The sequence below is a fragment of the Microbispora hainanensis genome, from assembly GCF_036186745.1.
GTDB lineage: Bacteria > Actinomycetota > Actinomycetes > Streptosporangiales > Streptosporangiaceae > Microbispora.
Map to the genome: position 1 here is coordinate 3,824,166 of NZ_CP108086.1, position 23,678 is coordinate 3,847,843.

At 69.5% G+C, this 23,678-nt stretch carries 17 protein-coding genes and 1 other RNA gene; 9 read left to right on the forward strand and 9 right to left on the reverse strand.

Features of this window, described 5'->3' with window-relative positions; all coding sequences use genetic code 11:
* Positions 1 to 17 precede the first annotated feature (17 nt).
* Both OHB01_RS18075 and OHB01_RS18080 read left to right on the forward strand, forming a co-directional pair.
* The gene (locus tag OHB01_RS18075; protein WP_142648185.1) at positions 18 to 839 is read left to right on the forward strand and encodes a tryptophan 2,3-dioxygenase; all 822 of its coding nucleotides are present in this window, start codon (positions 18 to 20) and stop codon (positions 837 to 839) included.
* A 26-nt stretch (positions 840 to 865) separates the two neighbouring features.
* On the forward strand, positions 866 to 5,812 hold the full coding sequence (locus tag OHB01_RS18080; protein WP_142648186.1) for an NAD-glutamate dehydrogenase: 4,947 nt from the start codon (positions 866 to 868) through the stop codon (positions 5,810 to 5,812).
* A gap of 13 nt (positions 5,813 to 5,825) precedes the next feature.
* On the opposite strand, the gene OHB01_RS18085 is transcribed toward OHB01_RS18080, so the two are convergent.
* Positions 5,826 to 6,896, reverse strand: coding sequence for a hypothetical protein (locus OHB01_RS18085; RefSeq protein WP_142648187.1), 1,071 nt, complete (start codon positions 6,894 to 6,896; stop codon positions 5,826 to 5,828).
* Positions 6,897 to 6,979: 83 nt separating this feature from the next.
* On the opposite strand from OHB01_RS18085, the gene prfB reads away from it, so the two are divergent.
* Positions 6,980 to 8,098 (forward strand): peptide chain release factor 2, encoded by a 1,119-nt coding sequence (gene prfB / locus OHB01_RS18090; protein ID WP_142648188.1) that lies wholly within the window; start codon positions 6,980 to 6,982, stop codon positions 8,096 to 8,098.
* On the opposite strand, the gene OHB01_RS18095 is transcribed toward prfB, so the two are convergent.
* Positions 8,092 to 8,280: a hypothetical protein gene (locus tag OHB01_RS18095; protein ID WP_030509253.1), complete on the reverse strand. Its 189-nt coding sequence runs from the start codon at positions 8,278 to 8,280 to the stop codon at positions 8,092 to 8,094. The two genes, prfB and OHB01_RS18095, sit on opposite strands and share 7 nt — an antisense overlap.
* A 179-nt stretch (positions 8,281 to 8,459) precedes the next feature.
* Between OHB01_RS18095 and ftsE the strand changes: the two genes are divergently transcribed.
* From ftsE to ssrA, 5 genes are all read left to right on the forward strand, one after another.
* A complete protein-coding gene (gene ftsE, locus OHB01_RS18100) occupies positions 8,460 to 9,149 on the forward strand; it encodes a cell division ATP-binding protein FtsE (protein WP_079315626.1) in 690 nt (229 codons plus the stop codon).
* 14 nt (positions 9,150 to 9,163) lie between these two features.
* Positions 9,164 to 10,063 carry a permease-like cell division protein FtsX gene (gene ftsX, locus OHB01_RS18105; RefSeq protein WP_142623990.1) on the forward strand — a complete coding sequence of 300 codons (900 nt, stop codon included), beginning with the start codon at positions 9,164 to 9,166 and terminating at the stop codon, positions 10,061 to 10,063.
* Positions 10,064 to 10,119: 56 nt separating this feature from the next.
* Complete coding sequence (gene smpB / locus OHB01_RS18110) at positions 10,120 to 10,602, forward strand: SsrA-binding protein SmpB (RefSeq protein ID WP_142648189.1); 483 nt, start codon at positions 10,120 to 10,122, stop codon at positions 10,600 to 10,602.
* A gap of 3 nt (positions 10,603 to 10,605) precedes the next feature.
* Positions 10,606 to 12,510 carry a penicillin-binding transpeptidase domain-containing protein gene (locus tag OHB01_RS18115; protein WP_142648190.1) on the forward strand — a complete coding sequence of 635 codons (1,905 nt, stop codon included), beginning with the start codon at positions 10,606 to 10,608 and terminating at the stop codon, positions 12,508 to 12,510.
* A gap of 292 nt (positions 12,511 to 12,802) precedes the next feature.
* Positions 12,803 to 13,188: a transfer-messenger RNA gene (gene ssrA, locus OHB01_RS18120) on the forward strand.
* 102 nt (positions 13,189 to 13,290) lie between these two features.
* On the opposite strand, the gene OHB01_RS18125 is transcribed toward ssrA, so the two are convergent.
* The 5 genes from OHB01_RS18125 to OHB01_RS18145 all read right to left on the reverse strand — a co-directional run bounded on the left by OHB01_RS18125 (position 13,291) and on the right by OHB01_RS18145 (position 20,642).
* On the reverse strand, positions 13,291 to 14,886 hold the full coding sequence (locus OHB01_RS18125; RefSeq protein ID WP_147944579.1) for an NBR1-Ig-like domain-containing protein: 1,596 nt from the start codon (positions 14,884 to 14,886) through the stop codon (positions 13,291 to 13,293).
* 79 nt (positions 14,887 to 14,965) lie between these two features.
* The gene (locus OHB01_RS18130) at positions 14,966 to 15,115 is read right to left on the reverse strand and encodes a hypothetical protein (RefSeq protein ID WP_168065981.1); all 150 of its coding nucleotides are present in this window, start codon (positions 15,113 to 15,115) and stop codon (positions 14,966 to 14,968) included.
* A 53-nt stretch (positions 15,116 to 15,168) separates the two neighbouring features.
* Positions 15,169 to 17,865 carry a LuxR family transcriptional regulator gene (locus tag OHB01_RS18135; RefSeq protein WP_142648191.1) on the reverse strand — a complete coding sequence of 899 codons (2,697 nt, stop codon included), beginning with the start codon at positions 17,863 to 17,865 and terminating at the stop codon, positions 15,169 to 15,171.
* A 141-nt stretch (positions 17,866 to 18,006) separates the two neighbouring features.
* On the reverse strand, positions 18,007 to 20,244 hold the full coding sequence (locus tag OHB01_RS18140; protein ID WP_142648192.1) for a hypothetical protein: 2,238 nt from the start codon (positions 20,242 to 20,244) through the stop codon (positions 18,007 to 18,009).
* Positions 20,229 to 20,642 carry a hypothetical protein gene (locus OHB01_RS18145; RefSeq protein WP_142648193.1) on the reverse strand — a complete coding sequence of 138 codons (414 nt, stop codon included), beginning with the start codon at positions 20,640 to 20,642 and terminating at the stop codon, positions 20,229 to 20,231. Before OHB01_RS18145 ends, OHB01_RS18140 begins: the two co-directional genes overlap by 16 nt.
* Positions 20,643 to 20,822: 180 nt before the next feature.
* Between OHB01_RS18145 and OHB01_RS18150 the strand changes: the two genes are divergently transcribed.
* A complete protein-coding gene (locus tag OHB01_RS18150; RefSeq protein ID WP_328855712.1) occupies positions 20,823 to 21,377 on the forward strand; it encodes a UTRA domain-containing protein in 555 nt (184 codons plus the stop codon).
* Here OHB01_RS18150 and OHB01_RS18155 read toward each other — a convergent pair.
* The gene (locus tag OHB01_RS18155) at positions 21,350 to 22,387 is read right to left on the reverse strand and encodes an adenosine deaminase (protein WP_260617292.1); all 1,038 of its coding nucleotides are present in this window, start codon (positions 22,385 to 22,387) and stop codon (positions 21,350 to 21,352) included. The genes OHB01_RS18150 and OHB01_RS18155 overlap by 28 nt on opposite strands.
* A 79-nt stretch (positions 22,388 to 22,466) precedes the next feature.
* The gene (locus OHB01_RS18160) at positions 22,467 to 23,540 is read right to left on the reverse strand and encodes a S1C family serine protease (RefSeq protein ID WP_147944577.1); all 1,074 of its coding nucleotides are present in this window, start codon (positions 23,538 to 23,540) and stop codon (positions 22,467 to 22,469) included.
* Positions 23,541 to 23,678: the final 138 nt, after the last annotated feature.

Genomic DNA, 23,678 nt, shown 5'->3' on the forward strand with positions numbered 1-23,678 from the left:
TCGTGGAGGAGTGGCGCATGCCTGCGACGCCGTACGGCCGGGCCGGGTCCGGAGACGTCCTGCCCCCGCCGCGCAGTTTCGGCGAGGAGGGCGCGCGCCTGTCCTATGGCGGTTATCTCCGCCTCCCCGAGCTGCTCGCCCAGCAGGAGCAGCGATCCGGGGCCAGCGACGAACTGCTGTTCATCACCGTTCACCAGGTCTATGAGCTGTGGTTCAAGCTCCTCCTGCACGAGCTGGAGCGGATCAGGGACGCGATGATCGAGGGCGCCCTGTGGCGTGCCAGGCACCTGTTCCGCCGGGTCCACGCGGTGGAGAAGGTGCTGGTCGACCAGGTCCAGGTGCTGGAGACCATGACCCCCCAGGACTTTCTGGAGTTCCGATCGGTGCTCGCCCCCGCGAGCGGCTTCCAGTCGGTGCAGTTCCGCGAGCTCGAGTTCCTCTCCGGCGCCAAGGACCCGACGTACCTCGGCCGGCTGCGGGACGCGAGCGAGGCGGAGCTCGCCAGGCTCCGGCGTCGGCTCGACGAGCCGACGCTGTGGGACGCCTTCGTCACCGCCCTCTCCCAGCGGGGCCTGCCTGTCTCCGACGAGGAGATCATGGAGTCCCTGCTGGCCGTCGCCCGCGACCGGGGATCGTACGACGATCTGTGGGATCTGGCCGAAGATCTCCTCACCCACGACGAGACGACGGCGCTCTGGCGGATGAGGCACGTGCAGATGGTGGAGCGCCAGATCGGCACGAAATCCGGTACGGGGGGCTCTTCTGGGGCACCGTACTTGAGGGGAAGGACGCGTTTGCACTTCTTTCCCCTGCTCTGGGAACTGCGGGCCTGGCTTTGAATCCTCACAAGGGAGTGAGTAGCGACATGCCGCTCGAAATGGCGCTAAGTCGGCAGGAATCGGATGAAGCGCTGGATGAGCTTCTCCGCATCGCCGCCGAGAGATGCGCGCACGCGCCGGGAGCGCTGCAGGTGGAGGGCGAGGACGTCCTGGCCTTCCTACGGCGGTACTACCGGAACGTTCCGGTCGAGGACCTGGCCGACCGCGACCCGGTGAACGTCTACGGCCCCGCGATGGCCCACCGCCACCTGGCCCAGCACCGGCCGCAGGGACGCGCGCTGGTCCGCGCGTTCACTCCCACTCTGGAGGAGCACGGCTGGGACCCGGGCCGCTCGGTGGTCCAGATCGTCACCGACGACATGCCGTTCCTCGTCGACTCGGTGACGACGGAGCTGGACCGGCACGAGATCGGCACCCACCTGATCGTCCATCCGCAGATGCGGGTGCGCAGGGACATGACCGGCGAGCTGCTCGGCCCCGACAAGGAGGACGTCACCGGGCAGGTCATCCGCGAGTCGTGGATGCACATCGAGATCGACCGGCAGACCGATCAGGCCGTGCTCAAGGAGCTGGAGAACGACCTGCAGCGGGTGCTGCTCGACGTGCGCTGCGCGGTCGAGGACTTCGCCAAGATGCGGGCGATGGCCGTGCAGACCGCCGAGGACCTGGCGGTCAACCCGCCGCCGCTCGACCCCGCGCAGGTCGAGGACGGCGTGGAGCTGCTGCGCTGGCTGGCCGACGGCCACTTCACGTTCCTCGGCTACCGCGAATACCGCCTGGAGGACACCGACGGCGGCGCGGCGCTGCGCGGCCTGCCCGGCACCGGGCTCGGCATCCTGCGGGCCGACAAGCCCGGATCGGCCAGCTTCGCGGCCCTGCCGCCGGCCGTGCGGGAGAAGGCGCGGGAGAAACAGCTCCTCATCGTCACCAAGGCCAACAGCCGGGCCACCGTCTATCGGCCCCACTACCTCGACTACATCGGGATCAAGGTCTTCTCACCCGAGGGCGAGGTGATCGGCGAGCGCCGTTTCCTCGGCCTGTTCACCCACGTGGCGTACAACGAGTCGATCTCCCGGATCCCGGTGCTGCGGCGCAAGCTCGCCGAGGTGCTGGAGCGGGCCGGGCTGTCGCCCGACAGCCACGACGGCAAGGATCTGATGGAGATCCTGGAGACCTACCCGCGCACCGAGCTCTTCCAGATGTCCGTGGACGAGCTGCTGCCCATCGCGCTCGGCGTGCTGCGGCTGCGCGAGCGCAAGCAGGTCAAGCTGTTCCTGCGCCGCGACGACTACGGCCGCTACATCTCCTGCCTGATCTTCCTGCCGCGCGACCGCTACACCACCAAGGTGCGCCTGCACATGCAGCGCATCCTGATGGACGCGCTCGGCGGCAGCTCGCTCGACTACAGCACGATGATCGGCGAGTCGGCGCTGGCCCGGCTGCACATCGTGATCCGCGGCGAGCGCGGCAAGCCGCTCGCCGACACCCCGGTCGACGTCGAGGAGCTGGAGGCGCGGCTGGCCGCCACCACCCGGACGTGGGAGGACGACCTCGCCACCGCGATCAACGAGCTGTGCCCGGAAGAGGACGCGCCCCGGCTGCTGCGCCGCTACGGCTCCGCCTTCCCCGAGGGCTACAAGGCCGACTTCCCCGCGCGTACGGCCGTCGCCGACCTCAAGCGGCTGGAGGCGCTCGCCGAGGACCCCAACGCCATCGGCATCAACCTCTACGAGCCGTACGGCGCGGCCGAGGGGAAGCGGCGCCTGAAGCTCTACCGGCTGGGCGCGCCGATCTCGCTGTCGCGGGTGCTTCCGCTGCTCACCCGGATGGGCGTCGAGGTGGTGGACGAGCGGCCCTACGAGATCGACCGTGACCACGACCCCCGCACCAAGGACGCCTGGATCTACGACTTCGGCCTGCGCTACACCCCCTCAGAGGAGGTGCACCGCGACGAGTTCAAGCGGCTCTTCCAGGACGCGTTCGCCGTGCTGTGGCGTGGCGAGGTGGAGAACGACGGCTTCAACGCGCTCGTGCTGGCCGGCGGGCTCACCTGGGAGCAGGCCGAGATCCTCCGGGCGTACGCCAAGTATCTGCGGCAGGCCGGCACGACGTTCAGCCAGTCGTACATAGAGAAGGTGCTGCGCGGGAACGTGCGGCTGGCCCGGCTGCTGGTGCGGCTGTTCGAGGCCAGGCTCGACCCGCGCCGGCCCGACGACGCCAGGGCGGAGGTCTGCGACGCGCTGACCGAGGAGATCCTCGCCTCGCTGGACGAGGTGGCCTCGCTCGACGAGGACCGCATCCTGCGGGCCTACCTGGAGATGATCCAGGCGACGCTGCGCACCAACGTCTTCCAGGCCGCGCGCGACGACGGCCGCGACGCCGGCGACGCGGGCAGCCAGTTCGTCACCGGCAGGCGCAAGCCGTACATCTCGCTGAAGTTCGACCCGCAGGCGATCAGCGTGCTGCCGCGGCCCCGGCCGAAGTACGAGATCTTCGTGTACTCGCCGCGCGTCGAGGGCGTGCACCTGCGCTTCGGCAAGGTCGCCCGCGGCGGCCTGCGCTGGTCGGACCGCATGGAGGACTTCCGCACGGAGATCCTCGGCCTGGTCAAGGCGCAGATGGTGAAGAACACCGTCATCGTGCCGACCGGCTCGAAGGGCGGCTTCGTCGTCAAGCAGCCCCCGGCCGGCGGACGCGACGAGTTCCTCGCCGAGGGCGTGGCCTGCTATCGCCAGTTCATCTCGGGCCTGCTCGACCTCACCGACAACCTGGCCGCCGGGCAGGTCGTGCCGCCGCCCGACGTCGTGCGGCACGACGGCGACGACACCTACCTCGTGGTGGCCGCCGACAAGGGCACCGCGACGTTCTCCGACATCGCCAACGAGGTGGCCAAGGAGTACGGCTACTGGCTCGGGGACGCCTTCGCCTCCGGCGGGTCGGTCGGCTACGACCACAAGGTCATGGGCATCACCGCGAGGGGCGCCTGGGAGTCGGTCAAATACCACTTCCGCACGCTCGGCGTGGACGTGCAGACCACCGACTTCACCGTGGTCGGCATCGGCGACATGTCCGGCGACGTGTTCGGCAACGGGATGCTCCTGTCGGAGCACATCCGGCTCGTGGCGGCCTTCGACCACCGGCACGTGTTCATCGACCCCGACCCCGACCCGGCGCGGAGCTTCGCCGAGCGGCGGCGGCTGTTCGAGCTGCCCAGAAGCTCCTGGGACGACTACGACAGGAAGCTCATCTCGGCGGGCGGCGGCGTGTGGCCGCGCACCGCGAAGTCGATCCCGGTGTCGCCCCAGACGCGCGCCGCGCTCGGCCTGCCGTCCAACGTCACCGCGCTCGCGCCGAACGACCTGATCAGCGCGATCCTGCGGGCCCCCGTCGACCTGCTGTGGAACGGCGGCATCGGCACGTACGTCAAGGCGTCGTCGGAGACCCACGCCGACGTGGGCGACAAGGCCAACGACGCGCTGCGGATCAACGCGTCCGAGCTGCGCTGCAAGGTCGTGGGCGAGGGCGGCAACCTCGGCTTCACCCAGCGCGCCAGGATCGAGTTCGCCCTGAACGGCGGGCTGATCAACACCGACTTCATCGACAACTCGGCCGGTGTGGACACCTCCGACCACGAGGTGAACATCAAGATCCTGCTCGACCAGGTCGTCCGCGACGGCGAGATGACCGACAAGCAGCGCAACCAGCTCTTCCTCGACATGACCGACGAGGTGGGCAGGCTGGTCCTGGAGGACAACTACGCCCAGAACGTCGTGCTCGCGGCGGCCCGGGCGCAGGCGCCGGAGATGCTGCACATCCACTCCCGCTATCTGCGGAAGCTGGAGCGGGCCGGGCTGGTCGACCGGGAGCTGGAGTTCCTGCCCTCGGACAAGGTGCTCGCCGAGCGGCGCCAGGCCGGGCTCGGGCTCACCAACCCCGAGTTCGCGGTGCTGCTCGCCTACACCAAGCTCGTGGTGGACGCCGAGCTGCTGCAGTCGGACATCCCCGACGACCCGTCGCTGGCGTCGTGGCTGGTGTCGTACTTCCCCTCGGCCCTGCGGGAGCGCTTCCGGCCGTACATGGACTCCCACCCGCTGCGCCGGGAGATCATCACGACCCGGATCGTCAACGACGTGGTGAACTTCGGCGGGACGAGCTTCGTCTTCCGGTTCGGGGAGGAGACCGGCGCCTCGACGCCCGACATCGTGCGGGCCTACCTGGTGACGCGGGAGGTCTTCGACCTGCCGTCGTTGGTGCGCCAGATCGAGGAGCTGGACAACGAGGTGGACACCTCCACTCAGCTCGCGATGCTGTTCGAGGCCCGCAAGCTGTCCGAGCGCGGCACCCGCTGGCTGCTCGGCAACCGCCGTCCGCCGCTCGACCTCTCCTCCACGGCCCGCTACTTCATCGAGGGCGCGAGCGGCCTGCTGCCCCACCTGCCCAAGCTGCTGACCGGCCCCGACCTCGTGGCGTACGAGGAGCGCAGGGACTCCTTCGTGGCCAGGGGCGTGCCCGGCGAGCTGGCCGAGCGGGTCGCGGCGATGGTGCCGGCCTACTCCACGTTCGACCTGGTGGAGATCGCGGCCTACACCGGCCGGCCGGTGAGCGAGGTGGCCGAGGTCTACTTCGACCTGGCCGACCGGCTCCAGCTCGCCCGGCTGCGCGAGCGGGTGATCGCGCTGCCGCGCGACAGCCGGTGGAACTCGATGGCCAGGTCGGCGCTGCGCGACGACCTGTACGCCGCCCACGCGACGCTGACCAGGGACGTGCTGATCCACAGCCGGCCGGGCCTGTCGCCGGAGGAGCGGCTGGCGAGCTGGACGGAGGCCAACCAGGCCGCGGTGACGCGGTCGCGGCAGACGCTGTCGGAGATCTGGGAGAGCGACACCTTCGACCTGGCGACGCTGTCGGTGGCGCTGCGCGCGGTGCGGACGCTGGTGTCCACCAGCAACCTCCCCCACGCGGTGGAGGAGTGACCGTGCCCGGTGATCAGTGGTTGGAGCCGCCGGTGACGATGCCCTCGTAGCCGACGACGTGCGCGGGCGCGGTGGACGCCTTGGGCGGCACCGCGCTCACGTACTGCTGGGTCTCGATGATCTGCCGCTTCTGCCGGATGAACAGGCTCTTGGCGGGGTTCAGCAGCCAGCGGGCCTCCGCGGGCACCGCCACCGGACGTCCCTCGCCGCACTTGAGCCCCTGGGGGCTGGGGGTCCACGAGGACGTGCGGATCAGCGTGTAGAGCATCATCGCGCCGCCGTCGCTCGTGCGCAGCGCGAAGATCGGATAGTTGGGGGCAGAGGCGAAGATCGACTCGTAGTTCATGCAGTCGTCGGCCTTGGCCGTCTCCTTGGCCTTGCTGATCTCGTCGTAGAAGCCCGTGGTCTGCGGTCCCGGGGCGATCAGCCCGGAGGCGTAGCCCTTGGTGCCCTCCTCGGCGACCGTGGCGTGCAGCGGGCCCATCAGGTTGGGGCTGATGGCCACCGAGGTGTCGCGGGCCTCCAGCGCCGTGGCGTACCCGTCCTCGTCGAGGGCGACCGAGGGCGGCGTCTCCCCGGGGTAGAGGAGCGACGCGAAGCTGTTGAGCCACCGCCCGTTCCGGCCCTGCCGTACGAACGTGAACACGCCCGTGCGGACCTCGCCGGAGGCGTCGCGCCGCCGCGCGGTGGCCGCGAACCAGACGTTCGAACGGCCGCTCTGCCGGGGCACGAGCACCGTGCGGCGATCCCACGTGTAGTGGGCGGGCTTGCCCGCCTGCGAGTGGATGCCGGCGATCGTGATGGGCCGCTGGCCGTCCTGGGTGAGCAGGAGCGCCCACCGGCCGGCCCCGGCCTGCCGCAGCACGTTGTCGGTGTCGAGGAACGCGTCGAACGCCTCGGAGGCCTCATCCAGGGTCACGGCCGGGGAATTCGCCGACGACGACGGGCTCGCGCCGGGACTCGGCAGGGCGGAGATGGCGGCCGCCGGGCTGGCCGTCGGCAGGGCCGGCTCGCCGCCCGAGCAGGCGACGACCGTGGAGGTGAGAAGGGCGAAGGCCAGCGCACTCCGAACGACCCCGTTCACGCCAGCCTCCCCATGCAATCGATGCACATGCTACCGAGGCGGACTGCCTGACCGGGTCTCCGATTCGCGTACCCTTTACAGACGTGGCAGTCATCGATCCAGCCGAAGAGATCAACGAGCTTAGCGGCACGCTGAAGGGCATTCAGGACGTGCTCGACCTCGACGCCCTGCGCAAGCAGATCGCCGAGTTGGAGGACCAGGCTGCCGCGCCCGACCTGTGGAACGACCCCGAGCAGGCGCAGCGCGTCACCAGCAAGCTCTCCCACCTGCAGGCCGAGGTCAACCGGGTGGACGGCCTGGGCCGCCGCCTGGAGGACCTGCCGGTCCTGTTCGAGCTGGCGTCCGAAGAAGGCGACGAGGACGCGCTGGCCGAGGCGGAACGGGAGCTCGCCGCGCTCAGGTCCGAGGTCAGCGCGCTCGAGGTCCGCACGCTCCTGTCGGGCGAGTACGACGCCCGCGAGGCGCTGGTGACCATCAACGCCCAGGCGGGCGGCGTCGACGCGGCCGACTGGGCCCAGATGCTGCTGCGCATGTATCTGCGGTGGGCCGAGCGCAAGGGCTACCCGGCGGAGGTCTACGAGACCTCCTACGCCGAGGAGGCCGGCATCAAGTCGGCCACGTTCACGGTCAAGGCCCCCTACGCGTACGGCACGCTCAGGGGCGAGCACGGCACCCACCGGCTGGTGCGGATCAGCCCGTTCGACAACCAGGGCCGCCGGCAGACCTCGTTCGCGGGCGTCGACGTGGTGCCCGTGGTCGAGCAGACCGATCACATCGACATCAACGAAGACGACCTGCGGATCGACGTCTACCGGTCGTCCGGGCCGGGTGGTCAGGGCGTGAACACGACCGACTCGGCCGTGAGGATCACCCACCTCCCGACCGGGATCGTGGTCTCCTGCCAGAACGAGCGGTCGCAGCTGCAGAACCGGGCGACGGCGATGGCCGTCCTCCAGGCCAAGCTGCTGGAGCGCAAGCGCCAGGAGGAGGCCGCGGCGATGAACGAGCTGCGCGGCGAGACGACGACCTCGTGGGGCACGCAGATCCGCAACTACGTCCTGCACCCCTACCAGATCGTCAAGGACCTGCGTACGGGCGTGGAGGCGGGCAACCCCTCCGCCGTGCTGGACGGCGACCTCGACGAGTTCATCGAGGGCGAGATCCGCTGGATGCGCCGCCAGGAGTCGGGTGACGGTCAGTAACCGCTGACGTGCGTGAGCGCGACGAGCGCCACGACCAGTAGCACGATCAGTGCGATGACCAGGGGCGACAGCCCCATGAACCCGTGGTGGTGAACCTTGGCGCGGCCCTCTCGGCAGACGGGGCAGCGCCCCTCCACCACGGGGCCCGCGCACGCGGCGCAGATCAGATGTTCGCAGCTCATAGCAGCTTTACCGCCCCATCGCCCAAGGGCTAATCGTTTTGTTTCCGTTATGGACGTTCCATGCCAGTGTTACCCCTAGACTGGCCTCTGGCCAAACGGAACGTCGATCCAGAGCAAAGTGACCGGCGACCCCCGGACCGGCCGTCCAACCCCCTAGACTGGCTAGCCGTGATGCGCCCGTGATCCATTTCGATAATGTCACCAAGGTCTACGCGAACCAAAACCGGCCCGCCCTCGACCACGTGAGCGTGGACGTCGACAAGGGCGAGTTCGTGTTCCTGGTCGGTCCGTCAGGGTCGGGGAAGTCCACCTTCCTCCGGCTGGTGCTGAAGGAGGAGCGGCCCAACAGCGGCTCCATCCACGTGGCCGGCAAAGACCTGTCGAAGCTGTCCAACTTCAAGGTGCCGCACCTGCGCCGCCGTATCGGCTGCGTCTTCCAGGACTTCCGGCTGCTGCCGAACAAGAACGTCTATGAGAACGTGGCGTTCGCCCTGGAGGTCATCGGCAAGCCGCGCCGCTTCATCCGCAAGGTCGTCCCCGAGGTCATCGAGCTCGTCGGCCTGGAGGGCAAGGCGCACCGCATGCCGGAGGAGCTGTCCGGTGGCGAGCAGCAGCGGGTCGCGATGGCCCGCGCGTTCGTCAACCGGCCGATGATCCTGCTGGCCGACGAGCCGACCGGAAACATCGACCCCGCCACGAGCATCGGCATCATGAAGGTGCTCGACCGAATCAACAGGACCGGCACGACCGTCCTCATGGCGACACACGACGCCGCGATCGTCGACTCCATGCGCAAGCGCGTGGTCGAGCTCGAGGACGGCAAGATCGTCCGCGACCAGTCGCGCGGCGTGTACGGCCAGGCGTATTAGGAGTAACTGGGACCATGCGGGCCAACTTCATCTTCTCCGAGGTCTGGATCGGCCTTCGGCGCAACCTCACGATGACCATCGCGGTGATCGTGACGGTGGCGGTCGGCATGGCGCTGCTCGGCGTCGGACTGATGATCAACTCCCAGGTCTCGAAGCTGACCGGCTTCTGGAGCGACAAGGTCGAGCTGTCGGTCTACCTGTGCACCAAGGGCTCGCCCTTCGAACCGTGCAAGAACAGAGGCGCGGTCACGCAGGAGGAGAAGGGCAACCTGGAGCAGACGATCAAGGCGCTGCCGGACGTCGAGCGGGTGCAGTTCGAGAACCAGGCCCAGGCGTTCAAGAACTTCCAGAGCACGGAGAGCAACACACTGCTGCTCTCGGTGACCAAGCCCGAGGACATGCCGGAGTCGTTCCGGGTCAAGCTGAAGGACCCGGAGAAGGCGGCGGCCGTGGCCGGCAGCCTCAAGGGACAGCCCGGCGTCTCCAACGTCGTCAACGAGCGCGACCTGCTCCAGTCGGTCTTCGGCTTCATGGACACGCTGCGCAACGTGGCGCTGGGCATCGCGATCCTCATGGTGATCGCGGCGACCCTGCTGATCGGCAACACGGTCCGGCTCTCGGCGTACAACCGCCGGAGAGAGACCGGCATCATGCGGCTGGTGGGCGCCTCCAACATCTACATCCAGCTTCCGTTCGTGCTGGAGGGTCTGATCGCGGGCCTCATCGGCGGCGTTCTGTCCGGTGTGATCCTGATCATCGTCAAGGTCTTCATCTTCGAGTCGATCCAGACCTACATGGCCGCGCCCCTCGGCTGGGACACGGTCGCGGGTGTGATCACCGGCACGATGGCCATCGGCGTGCTCATCTGTGTGCTCGCCTCTTTCGTCACTCTGCGCCGCTACCTGCGGGTGTGAGCCCGCACCGCCGCGCAACTCGTTTCCGCCCTTCGAGGCGACGGTAGGCTCCCCTTATGCCACGTGAGACCGGGCGCAAGCTGATCGCCCAGAACAAGCGTGCCAGGCACGACTTCTTCATCGAGGACACCTACGAGGCCGGTCTCGTCCTGACCGGCACCGAGGTCAAGTCCCTGCGGGCGGGAAAGGCCAACCTGACCGACGGCTACGCGTCGGTCGAGGGCGGCGAGGTCTGGCTGATCAACGTGTACATCCCGGAGTACAGCCAGGGCACCTGGACCAACCACGCCGCCCGGCGGACGCGCAAGCTGCTGCTGAACCGCAAGGAGATCGGCAAGCTCGACGTGACGCTGAAGGAGAAGGGCCTCACGCTGATCCCGCTGTCGATGTACTTCAAGGACGGCCGGGCGAAGATCGAAATCGGCGTCGCCAGGGGTAAGAAGGACTACGACAAGCGGCAGACGCTCATGGAGAAGCAGGCCAACCGGGAGATGGCGCGGGCCATGTCGAACGCGGTCCGCCGCCGGGGGGGCCGTTAGCCCGTGTCCTTCCGATCATTCGGGGTCGTCCGGGCGAGAGCCGTACGGGCCGCGCTCGCGCTGGGGCTGGCCGCGCCCCTGCTGACCGGCTGCTTCGAGGAGCCGACGCCGCACGACGCGGTGCGCGACTTCCTCGTCGGCTGGCAGACGGGCGACTACGCCGCCGCCGCGCGGCGCGCCGACGGCAACCCGGCGGTGGTGCGCAAGGCGCTGGAGGACGCCCGGCTGCAACTGGACGCCGCCTCGATCCGCTTCACCCTGCGGGGGATCAGCCAGGACGGCGACTCGGCGCAGGCCGGCTACCACGCCGAGGTGGATCTCGGCGAGAACAACCCCCTCTGGCAGTACGACGGCAACCTGCCCCTGCACCTGGTCGGCGGCCAGTGGAAGGTGCGGTGGTCGCCGAGCGTCATCCACCCCGACCTGCACCCCGGGCAGCGGCTCGCGGTCGCCACCGTCCCCAAGGGCCGCAAGCCGATCCTCGACCGGAACGGCAACCCGTTGCAGGACGAGACCGTGCTGCACGTCGCCGGAGTCATCCCCGCCAAGATCAAGGACCCCGGCAGGCTCTGCGACCAGCTCTCGAAGGTCACCGGTTTCGCCCAGGACCGCCTGCTGAGCCGCATCCTGTCGTCGCCCCCGCAGGACTTCGTCCCCCTCGCGACGTTCGGGCGGACGAAGTTCGCCCAGATCAAGTCCAAGCTGGAGGCCATCCCGGGTCTCGAGTTCCAGATCGACAACCCGCCGGTCGCCCCCAAGTCGCCCACCCAGATCGTCGGGGTGGTCACGGCCATCACGCCGGAGGCGGAGCAGAAGCTCGGCGGACCGCAGCGCGCCGGCGACACGCTCGGCCGCGACGGCCTGCAGAAGGCCTACCAGGACCAGCTCACCGGCTCGACCGAGACCCGGGTCGTCATCCTCGACAACGCCACCGGCAGGCAGGTCAAGGAGCTCAAGGCGTGGCCGGGACGGGAGAACTCCTCGGTCCAGACGACGATCGACAGCCGCCTGCAGCACGTGGGCGACTCCGCCGTGGCCGGACCCCGCCCGGCCGCGCTCGTCGCGGTGCAGGCCTCCACCGGCGAGGTGCTGGCCGTCTCCACCAACCAGCTGCACCAGGAGAACGACGCGCTGGCCGGAAAGTTCGCGGCCGGCACCGCCTTCTCGATCATCGCCGCGGAAGGGCTGCTCGAGTCGGGCCTCGACCCGAAGCAGAAGGTGCCGTGCAGCGCCGACCGCACCGTGGGCGGAGCCCGCTTCCAGCAGCCGGGCATCGTCGGGGTGACGACACCGACCTTCCAAACCGACTTCGCGCAGGGCTGCGTGACCGCCCTGGCGTCGCTTGCCCGGCGGATCAGCGGACAGCGGCTGGCCGACAGCGCGACCCAGTTCGGCATCGGCGGCGACTGGAGGCTGCCGCTGAAGACGTTCAGCGGGTCGATGAACGCCCCCGACGGGGACGCCGCCATCGCGAAGATCATGGCCGGGCAGGGTGCCCGCGTGAGCCCGCTGGCGATGGCCCTCGTCGCCGCGGCCGTGAAGTCCGGCACGTGGCGGCCGCCGGTGCTGGTGACCTCGCCCGCCGCCCCCGACCCATCGGTCGGCGGCGCCACGCAGGCCACCGCCCAGCCCGTCACGCTCGACCCCGCGATCACCGCGAAGCTGCGCACGCTCATGCGGGCCGGTGTGACGTCCGGCGCGGCCACCGCCGCCTCCGCCCCCGGCGACCCCGTGTACGGCGTGGCCGCCGAGGTCACCCAGACGGAGAAGAAGGAGCGCACCCGGCTCTCATGGTTCGTGGGCTGGCAGGGTGACGTCGCGGTCGCCGTGCTGTCGGAGAGCGGCGACCTGGCGGCCGCCTCGGCGATCGCCGGGAGCTTCTTCCGCGACGCCCAGCCCCAGACCTGAAAAAGATCCGGAGGCGAGCAACCATCAGGGCGGCGGTCGGCGTCTTTCTAGGTGACTGGGACCCGCTTGGGGGGTTGCGGGCCCAGTCGCCGTGATGAGGACAGGGCTCCATCTCGGGGGGAGCCCTGCCCGTCTCGACCGGCTCGACCCTGCCGGTCGGCCCCCGGGACGCGTGCCACAGGCCGCGATCCCGGGGGCTTCGGCGTCCCACCGGAATTCGAGTCGCGTCGCCGGTGTTGTCACGAGTAAGCTTGAGTTGCCAGGCTCTCGGGTCTGGATTGACAACTGCACAGGGGGTGACCGGTTTCGACTTCGACATTGCAAGTCAGGGGAAGCGGGTCGGGGACTGCGGACATAACCCCGTTAACACTGTGACCGCGAAACAATAAGTGCCAATAAGAAGAGCACTGAGGTCAGCCAGGCTTCCCTGGCTCTCGCCGCCTAAGCAGCGAGTAACCTCTGTCAGCCCGGGAGTGCCTTCGGCCCGGAACTGACATCGCTAGAAGGCTCAACCGTCCGGCCCGGTCACGGGGCCGTACGGGAAACCAAACAGTGACTGGGCCCGTCGGCGACTCGCCTGTGAGATTGCCGGGGCCGAGAAAAGCGCAACAGGCTGCACCCGGAGAAGCCCTGTCTTGGTGTTGAAGGACGCGGGTTCGATTCCCGCCACCTCCACATCTCCGCCGAAGGGCGGGGAGGAAGCGATCGCTTCCTCCCCGCCCTTCGGTTTTCCCACGGGACATCCCCTCCGGCGCGTCATCCCGTGGAGCCCTGTGGGACTCATCCGGGGGCGCATCCCTGCGCGATCTGCTGGGCCTCCACGTCGCTGATCTGCTGGCGCAGGGATTGGGCGACGCGGCTGAGGCCGGCGGCCTCGTGCCTGGCGATGAAGGGATCGCTCCAGTCGACGGCGGCGATCTCGGCCTTGACCTGGGCGAGTTGTTCGTCGAGGTGCTGGTGGCGCTGGTGCAGTTGCTCGCACGCGCTGCCGGTCGAGCCCACCACGATCCGCACAGGGGGGCCGGCGTGGCCGAACCAGTGGACCCCTTCCCGCAGCATCTGCCAGCTGAAGTCGTACATGCCCGCTGTGCCGGGCGCGGTGACGTCGAACCGGAACGTCGCCGTGGAACCGGGGCGGACCTCGGGCACCGGCAGTTCGACCCTGCCCAGGCCCCAGGTGGTGTTGTCCTGAGGAGACTGGCTGCCGAGCCGATACCCGAGATCGGGAGTCCACGTGGTGGACCCGGTGTTGGTGACACGGACAGTGACGTGCGTGCGCGAGCCGGCGGGCATGGTCGCCGCGGGCGGGGTCGAAGTGACGACCGAGCCGTCGTCGATGTAGGCGGGGGCCGGGTCCACGTGTCGGTACGGAAGCCTGAAGAAACCGCGGATCTGGCCAGAATTGGGGCCGTGTGTGCCGTTGGTGGTGATGGTCTTCGCCGGGGTGGGAGAGCTCATGTCCATCTGGATGACGATGTCGTCGTGGCCGGGGAAGTTGCAGTCGTAGGTGCGCAGGGTCAGCAGGTCACCGTGCCGCTCGTAACCCCACACGAGGACGACGTGGTTCTTGAACACGTCCCAGGGGGCGTAGGAGTGGGTGAGGACGAGCCCTATGGGGCTGAGAACGCCGTTGTCGATGTCCTGGATGATGCCCGGGATCTCGTTGTACGACCGGCGGAAGAGCCCGGAGCCCCAGACGATCGCGTCGTGGTCGAGCGCCTGGGTGTCGGCCAGCCAGCGGGCGACCACGCCGGGGCCGTCGAAGCTGTGCACCAGGCGGGTGAGGATGTGTTGGGCGAGCGGGACGGGAATGGCGGACGAGTCCGTGCCCTTCAGCTGAGGAGTGCCGCTTTCGTGGATGTCCCGGGCGAGGAAGGACATGCCACCGCACAACCCCATCTCGGTGACGTCGATGGAGACGGGCGGCAGGCCGTGGATGGATATCTGCAGCGCGGTTCCCTGAGGCCACGGGCGGTTTCCGAACCGCGGGGCTCTCGTGGAGGGCAGGAACCCGGGTACGGCGGCCGGGCCGAAGTGCTGGACGGTGTTCGTGGCCCAGAGCGGATTTCCGGCGGTGCCGTACAGCACGAGGTTGCCGTCGTCCTGCAGCCACAGCCAGGCGCCGGGGTTGCCGTCCGTGTTCGTGGCCCAGTGTGCCTGGCCGGAGTCGTCGTAGAGAACGACGTTGCCGTCGCCCTGCATGACGGCGTGGGCGACGGGTTTGCCCCAGGTGCCGGTGTCCCACAAGGGGCGCCCGTCGTCGGTGCGATAGAGGACCAGGTTGCCGTCACCTTGCATGACCAGGCACACCCGTCCGTTGCCGGACACGAGCTCCGAGCCGGCCTTCATCTCCTGGCCGGCCGCTAATCGGTCCATGAGCGATCCTCCCTTGGAGTCGTCTCATTGAAGACGGCATCGAGGGGAGGTCGCCCCAGGGGAGCTCTCAGGGAAATCGCTAGGCGTCGCCCTCGTCGACTGCTGAGGGAGGCTCCAGGAGCCGGAGGAGTCCCAGCCAGCCGGTGAAGGTCTCCGGCGCGTGGCCCTCGCGGAGCACTTGGCCGCGCACTCCGTCATCGGTGTAGTCGAGGTCGATGACGAATCGCATGAGCCAACGGTAGACCTGAGGTGAGGGAGATTCATCGGGAGACGCCTAGGTGCTTACCCTGGGTCTCTCACGTTCCCGAATGTCGCGATCAGCGCCGCGCGGGATGTCACGCCCAGTTTGGCGTACAGGTGACTGAGGTGATATTCGACGGTCTTGGTGCTCAGCATGAGCTCGCGGGCGATCTGGCGATTGCTGATTCCGGTGGCGGCCAGCCTCGCCACCGCCTGTTCCTGCGGGGTGAGAGTTCCCCGGCGCCGATGACCGGAGGATGCCCGCAGTCCGCAGGCGGCGAGCTCGCGTTCGCACCTTTCGAGGTACGGCCGGGCGGCCAGCCTCTCCAGCGCGTCGCGAGCGGCCTCCAACTGCTCGGCCGCCAGGGCACGCTTGCCCCATCTCCGCAGGAAGCCGCCGTACGCTAACCGCAACCGGGCGGTCTCGAACGGCATGGAGATCCGTGCGCAGTGGGTGAGACCTTCCTGGAAGGCGGCGTCGGCGGCGGAGTGCCGCTCGCGGAAGGCGAGCAGGTTGCCGCGGACCCGCGCGCAGGCGGCCAGCACCGAGTGGCGGCCGCGCTCCCTCGCGAGCCTCTCGCACGGGACGAGGACGGCCTCCGCCTCCTCGTCCGCGCCGACGGCGATGAGCGCGTCGGCGAGCAGATCCTGCCAGGCGATCACTCCCGGCTCGTGGCTCCCGTCCTGGTGACCGAGGTCCGCGAGCGGCTTCAGCGCGGTGATGACCTGATCATGGCTGCCCTGCGCCGCGGCCAGGTGAGCCTCGGCGCTGCACGCGGTGGTGAGCGCGACGGTGCTGTCCGGACGCACCCCGCACGCGGCCCGGATGTGCGCGGTGGCGTGGTCCCATTCGCCGCGCGCGGCGGGCACGCAGGCGGCGAGGCCGTGAGCGATGGCGGCGAGCCACGCCTGACCGGCGTCGTCGGCGATCGAGGTGGAGATCTCGGCATGCACGACGGCGTCATCCCAATGACCGGCACGATATTCGGCGTACCCGAGCATCGACGCGGCGAGCAGCCGGAACGGCGCCGAGCGACCGGCCGAGGCGGCCACGACTCCGGAGAGGTCTCGCAGTGCTCCCTGGAGGTCGTCGGCCCAGGTGCGCAGCACCCCTCGTCCGCAGATCGCGTCGAGCTCGAAGGGACTGGCGATCTCCGGGTTGGGCAGTGACGGTATGAGGTCGAGCGCCTTGTCTATACTCCCCGAGATGCCGAGGCCGGCGAGCCGGAAATAGCGGGCCATGCCCATGCCCGGCCGGTCGGGCGCCAGCCGCAACGCCTGCTCGGCCCACCAGGCGCCCTGCGCTCCCCGGGATCGCATGCTGCACAGGGCCGCGAGGTTCTCGGCGATCCGGGCCGCGAGCACCGGCTCCTCATCGGGCGCGCAGTGCTTCCACGCGTCCGTCAGCAGCTCGAAGGCGTCCTCCAGCCGTCCGGTCACATAGGCCACCGCGCCACGGGCGTATCCGCTGACGGCCGCGGGGCAGGTCTCGGGCAGCTCCGTCGTCAGCGTCACCGCCTCGCCGACCTGCCCGTCGAGGAGCAGCGCTTCGATCGCGTCGGCGGTCAGCCGTGCTCGCTCGTCCTCCGCCGGGGCCAGCCGCGCGGCGCGGGTGAGGTGGACGGCGGCGCTGGACCACAGGCCCGCGTTCGCCTCCCGCCGAGCGAACGCCGCGAACTCCGCCACCAGCGTGTCATCAGGGTGAGCGGTCGAGTGGAGCCGATGGTTCAGCCTCGCCAGCTCGTCACCGACGATCTCGGCCGCCCTGCCGTGCAGGGCCATGCGGAGCGCGGGTCCCAAGTCCTGGTAGACCGCGGCCTGGATCAGCGGGTGAGGAAAGGCGACCACGATGCCGTTGCCTGTGGAACGTTCCTCTAGCAGGTGCGCCGCCACGGCCTCGTCGAGGGCGGCCACCGGATGGTCGAGGGCGGCCAGCCGCGCGGCCTGCCACAGGGGAGCGGACGCGCCGAGCACGGACATGGCCTCCACGAGGTGCTGGGTGCGGACAGCACTGCCGGCGAGGCGCGACAGGACCAGCATGGCGTACGAACGAGGCGCCGGCAGGGGTGACCCGAGATCGGCGAGGAGCTCTCCCGGCACCTGTTCGAGCAGGGCGCGGGCATGGAGGGGATTTCCGCTCGTATGGTCACGCAGCCGCGAGGCCACCCGCAGCGGCAACGGCGTCTCGCTCAGCCCCTGGATGTCTTCGGCGGCGAGCCCGGCCAGCGAGATGCGCGCGGTGGACTCGGCCGCGAGCAGCCGGCGCAGGCCCTCCGGCAGGCGCTGGTCGGCGGGATCGCGCACGATGACGATCGCCATGATCCGGTCGACACGCAGCCGCCGCAAGGCGAAGGTGATCGCGTGCAGCGAGGCGGTGTCCGCCCAGTGGGCGTCATCGAGGACCAGCACCAGCTCGCCCCGGTCCTGCAGATCGCCCAGCTTCTCCAGCAGGGCCGCCCCCGCCTCCAACGGGTCCGCGGGGACGGCGTCCGCCTTGTGCAACTGGTCGAAGGTTCCGTACGAGAGCGTCGACTCGTTCTGCTCTCCGCTCGCCCACAGCACCGTGAGGCCGGGATGGCGACTCAGGAACCGCCGGACCAGCGCGGTCTTGCCGATCCCCGGCTGCCCGTCGACCAGTAGAATCCGCGGTGATCCCGCCCGCACCCCGGCCAGCTCCGCGTCCAGCCTCGCCAGCTCGGCCGCGCGTCCGACGAATGAGACGATCCTGTGCGGCGACATGATGATCACCTCCGCTGGTGCGGCCCACCGTGACTGTACGACAGGTGCAAACCCGGAGAAATCCCCTAGCCGAGGTGGAGCCGGGACGCCCACGGGCCGGCCCGGACGGCGGCCGCTTCCGTGGCCGCCGAGCCGGTCGCTTCAGTGGGTGGGCGTCGAGCCGATGACGACGTCGATGCCGGCGGGCTCGGTCATGCGCTCGTGTGCCCGGTCCTTGAGCCTGACGGCCTGCCGCTCGCTTTCGAGCAGGGTCTTCCGCATGGCCTCGGCGTCCTCGATCTCCCGCATGGTCGTCTGGTCGGCGGCGCTGGTGACGCCCTGGACGACCTCGGCGTGCGTCCCGTCGGTCGGCATCAGCTCCGTCCAGGTGGCCAGGCAGTGGGCCGCGCCGGGAAGCTCGCGGCCCTCTTCGGCGAGGTCGGGCAGCTCGTCCGGTTGTCCGATGAGGTCGGTCCGGAACTGCCGCAGATCGTCGATGACCACGTCGAACCGCTTCTCGATCTCCGGTCGCAGCGGCCTGCTGACGGCCTTGCCGAAGATCCAGCGCAGGGCCTGGCGCTCCATTCCGGGTCGTACGGGCAGGTAGAGCTTGGCCCAGCTCGCGTTGACGAAATCGGAGGGGTCGCGCTCCGGCTCACGGGCGGCACCACCCGACCACCAGCTCGGGAAGGCTTCGAACGAGGCGCGTTCCCAGTCGAAGACCCGCTGCCAGTGTTCGATCTCCCAGCACTCGTCGCGCACGCTCGCGGGGAAGTGCTGCTCGATGATCTGGGACACCATCTCGTTGACCGGATTGAGGCCCTGCCTGAGCCGCGCCTCGAACGCGTCGCCCTCCTCGTGGGCCGCCCGCACGGCGGCGTCGCGGGCGTCCTCCCATGCCTTGAGCGCCGTACGGTACGCCGTGAGATCGTCGTTGTACTTGGTGTTCTCCCCGGTCTCCTGGACGATGGTCGGCTTCTCCCTGAACCGCGCCTTGACCTGGAAGTCGATGCCGGGGCCGCCGAACCAGGAATCCGCACCGATGTGGACGCGGACCTTGAGCCCGCCGTCCGTGGGGTAGGGCGTGCCGGTGATCCAGTGACTGACCTTGGGACGGCGGGAGAAGATCGCGATGCTGTTCTGGACGAAGCCGGTGTCGCCATCCCACTCGAAGGCAGCGTCGTACGGGATGAGGACGTCGTATTCGGCCCTCATGTCGCCGCTGAACCCCCAATTGTCGGCCGGTGTCACGGCTGACGCGAAGACCTTGGTCGCCGCCGTCGTCTGCACGGGCCCGGCCACGGGCTCGGGCTTCTTCGGCTCCTGCGGCCGGGGCGGCAGCGCGCGCAGGGCCTTGTCGATGATCGCCTGGCGGCCGGCCCGGATCTTGTCGAAGAACGTCTGCGCGGGATCCTTGACGCAGGGTGCCCAGCACAGGCGCACGCCGTACCGCTCCTGCCGCAGCTGGAGGCGCTGCAGCACCTTGAAGTAGTGGAGGGTCAGAGGGGTCGTCCGGTTCGGGTTGCGGACGGTGCGCTTGGCCGTCGTCTCCAGGCCCGTCTCCGTGACGAGCTTGAAGTCCACCTTGTGCTGGGCGCGATAGCGGGCGGCCACCTTGGAGCTGGCCGTCTGACTGTCCTTGACAGTGCGGCTGCGGCTCTCCTGGTGCGCCTCGGTCACGTTCCTGCTGTACGCGATGGTGTGGCTGGCGTTGAACTTGCCCCAGAAGAACTCCGGGCTCTGATAGGAGCCGGTGTGGGTGGCGTTCAGTCCTGAGCTGTCGGTGAGGTTGCGCTGCCGCTGGAACCCCTCCTGGATCTCCGTGCTCAGCGAGCTGACCAGCTCCAGGTCGAACTGGCGCTCGGTCTCGTTCTGCTCTTCGAGGGTGAGCTGGCGCTTGGTGTAGGTCTTCTGCTCCAGCACGACCTCCTCACCCGGGGCCAGCGCGAGGGCGTACACATGCTCTCCCAGCGCGAACCCGACCGGCCGGACACAGGTGCGGTCGAGGAAGGCGAAGCCGAGGTCGGACCTGAGCATCCCGGCCACGAACTCCACGTCCTGCGTTCCCAGCAGCGTCGGCCGGGAGGTCGGCGGCTCCCCGACGGTCATCGTCGACTCCGTCTGCGGCAGCCGTTCCTTCGCGTCGTCCAGGGCGTTCAGCGACCACAGGTCCGGCAGATTCAGGGCGTCGATGGCGTCCAACAGCCGGTCGCCGACCGATGAATACCGCAGCACCTCGATGAGGAGCCGCTTGGTGTAGAAGGGCAGGATCGGGGTGATCCCGTCGCCGTAGGTAAGCAGTACGGGCACGAAATAATTCGAATAGACATAACGGTCGGAGAAGCCGGCCGTGAAGGAAAGCCCGCCGGTGTCGATTCCCGCAACTATGGCCTCGCCCATGTGCTAATCCCTCCTGTGAACATCTTGTTGGGTCCCTTGTGGTGCCGGATGGCGTCGATCAGCAGCGGATCGAGGCCGAGCAGGAACTCGCGGAAAGCCCCGTCCTCGTCCACGGTCCGGGCCGTCAGGCCGAAGAACTCGTCCGCGATCCCGAGCCCGGCCAGCAGGGAGATCAGGTCGTACACGTTCGACGACGTGATCCGGGCTTCCATCGCCCGCAGCACGCGATCGCGCGTCAGCCGGCGGGTGGCGTTGGCCCTGACGTAGCAGGCGACCGTCAGCGCGACGAACTCGACCCGCGGATCGGGCGTGCGCTCCCCGTAGACACCACGCAGCAACGGCTCCGGTAACGCCGGCACCGAGTATCCGTAGCTCAGCATCACCTGCCGGTCCGCCATCGCCCTGCCTCTCCGATCGCGCGTGAGACGCAGGCTAAGCGGCGCGTCGGCGGCGGCGCCTCGGGTTGCGGCCCAGGGATTCCTCTAGGGAGCGCTTCCCCGATCGTCGGCTTTCGGGCATGGCGAGTACTGTCGGGTCCGGTACGTGGGAGGGGATCCGCCGTGGGGGAGTTGGGAGTCGTGGGGGAGCCGAGAGTGCTGGTGCGGCGGTCGCTGCCGTCGGAGCCTGCCGTACGGGGATCGGCCTCGCTGTTTCTGACGGAGGCGCAGCGGCAGGGGATGCGGGCCGGGCGGCGGATGCTGTACGTCGGCCCGGAGCCCGCGTCGGAGCACGTGGCCGCCGGGCTGCGGGTCGAGCCGGGCACGCCGGTGCTGGCCCGGCGCAAGCTGCTGCTCGCCGGCGACGTGCCGGTGCGGGTCGCCACGAGCTTCCTGCGGCTCGACCTCTTCGCGGACACCCCGCTGTGCGAGCCGGGCTTCCTCTCGCCGAGTCTGCAGGCGCGTATCGAGGAGCAGGGCCACCGGTTCGGACGGGCGGAGGAGCATCTGGTCGCCCGGCCGCCCCGGGACGAGGAGGCGGCCACGCTGCGCCTGGACCCGGGAGAGTGGGTGGTCCAGATCGTACGGGCCGCTTATTCGGCCGACGACCTGCCGATCCACGTCCTGGAGACCATCTGCGCCGCCTCCCGGCACGTCTTCGACATCGCTCAGGTGAGCGGCGCCGACGAGTTCTGAGCGTACGCGTCGATCTCCGCGAGCAGCGCCGACTTGCCCTCGGTGCCGAGGAAGGACGCATCCACGGCGGCGCGGGCGAGGTCGGCGACGCCCTTCTCGTCTAGGGAGAGCAGCTCGGCCGCCACGGCGTACTCCCGGTTGAGGTCGGTGCCGAACATCGGCGGGTCGTCGCTGTTCACCGTGACCGGCACCCCGGCCGCGACCAGCGCGGGCAGCGGATGCTCGGCGAGGCTGGGCACGGCCCGCGTGCAGACGTTGGAGGTGGGGCAGACCTCCAACGTGATCTTGTGCTCGGCCAGGTGTTCCAGCAGCGCCGGGTCGCCCACGCTGTGGATGCCGTGCGCGATCCGTTCCGCGCCGAGGTCGCGTACGGCCTGCCAGACGTAATCGGCGTCGGTGACCTCGCCGGCGTGCGGCACCGAGTGGAGCCCGGCGGCGCGGGCCGCGGCGAAGTGCGGGGCGAACTGCGACCGGGACACGCCGGTCTCCGGGCCGCCGAGGCCCAGGCTGACCAGGCCGTCGGGCCGCTGGTCGAGCGCGATGGCGAGCGTCTGGTCGGCGGGCGGGCCCGGGATGCCCGGGATGTCGAAGCACCAGCGCAGCACGGTGCCGAAGTCCGCCTCGATCCTGCGGCGGGCGTCCTCGATCACCTCGCAGAACTCCTGCGGGGCGAAGCCCCGGACGAGCTGGGAATGGGGCGTCACGGTCAGCTCGGCGTACCGCACCTGCTGGGCGGCCAGATCGCCGCCCACGCCGTAGGTCAGCGTCCACAGGTCTTCGGGGGTCCGCACCAGGTCCACGACCTGCAGATAGACCTGGAGGAAATGGGCGAAGTCGCGGAAGTCGTAGAAGGCCGCGAGCTCGGCGGGGTCGGCGGGCACGGGCGTTGATCCCTCATATCGGGCGGCGAGCTCGGCGACGATGCGCGGGGACGCCGCGCCGATGTGGTGGACGTGCAGCTCCGCCTTGGGCAGCCCGGCGATGAACGTGGTGAGTCGCGGTGAGATCACGGGATCGAACGTAACAAGCAGGCAGGAGCCGCCTCCAAGCGTTTCCGCGCTATCTCACAGCACTTTGTCAGGATCAGGCTCATCCTCCGGCCGGGAGCTCGCTGAGCACGACGGTGACCGTCTTCTTGCTGCCGTCCGGCAGCATCAGCTCGACCTTGGCCCTGTCGCCCGGCTTGAGCGTCACCAGGACCTGCGCCAGGTCGGTGGCTGTGGGCGTGGGCGTGCCGTTGACCTTCAGGATCACGTCGCCGGCGCGGATGCCGGCCTTGTCCGCGCCGCCGCCGGGGGCCACGGAGCCGACGGCCACGCCGATCGGGTCGCCGTCCGCGTTGACCGCCGTGCCGACCCGTACGCCGAGGGCGGCCCGATGGCTGTTGACGACCCGGCCGTACTGGATGATCTGGCGGGCGATGTCGGTCGCGGTGTCGCTCGGGATCGCGAAGCCGAGGCCGGGCGCGGTGCCCTGGTTGGGATCGACGGCGGCCAGCGTCGGGATGCCGATGACCTGGCCGGACAGGTCCACCAGCGCGCCGCCGCTGTTGCCGGGGTTGATGGGCGCGGAGGTCTGGACGGCGTTGGTGATGGTCGCGGCACCGCCGCCGGCGTGCCTTTCGCCCGTCACGGTGCGGCCCAGGGCGGACACGATGCCCTGGGTCACACTGCCGGAGAAGCCGAGCGGGTTGCCCATCGCGAGCACGATCTGGCCGACCTTGAGGTCGGCGGAGCGGCCGAAGACCGCGGGTGTCAGCCCGGTCTTGTCCTCGACCTGGATGATGGCCAGGTCGCCGGGGGGATAGGAGCTCACCAGCCTGGCCCTCCTCGGCTTGCCACCCGTCGCCAGCGTGACCTGGAACGTCGTCGACGCGCCCACGACGTGGGCGTTGGTCAGGATGTGGCCGTCGGTGTCGTAGACGATGCCCGAGCCCAGCGCCTGCCCGGTGGTGATCTGCACGATCGACGGGAGGACGCTCTTGATGACCTGCTCGTACGTCGTCTCCAGTTCGAGCGGGCGGGTCGGCAGGGGCGCGGCCGTTCCCGTCTTCGGAGGGGCCGTCGGAGAGGCGATCTCGGATCTCGGCGAGCATCCCGCCGCGACCAGCACGGCCACGGCTGGGGTGGCGACCGTGCGGAGGACCTTCCGTGAGAGCTGCATAGTCCCCTGTCTACCTGCGCGTACGGTCGCCGCAAGGCGGCACGCCGGGACCGGCGCAGCTCATGACGGGTGCCGGGAACGGCCGATACCCGAGCCCGGCGGAACCCGGCCTAGCCAGCGAATATTCCTCTAGAATAT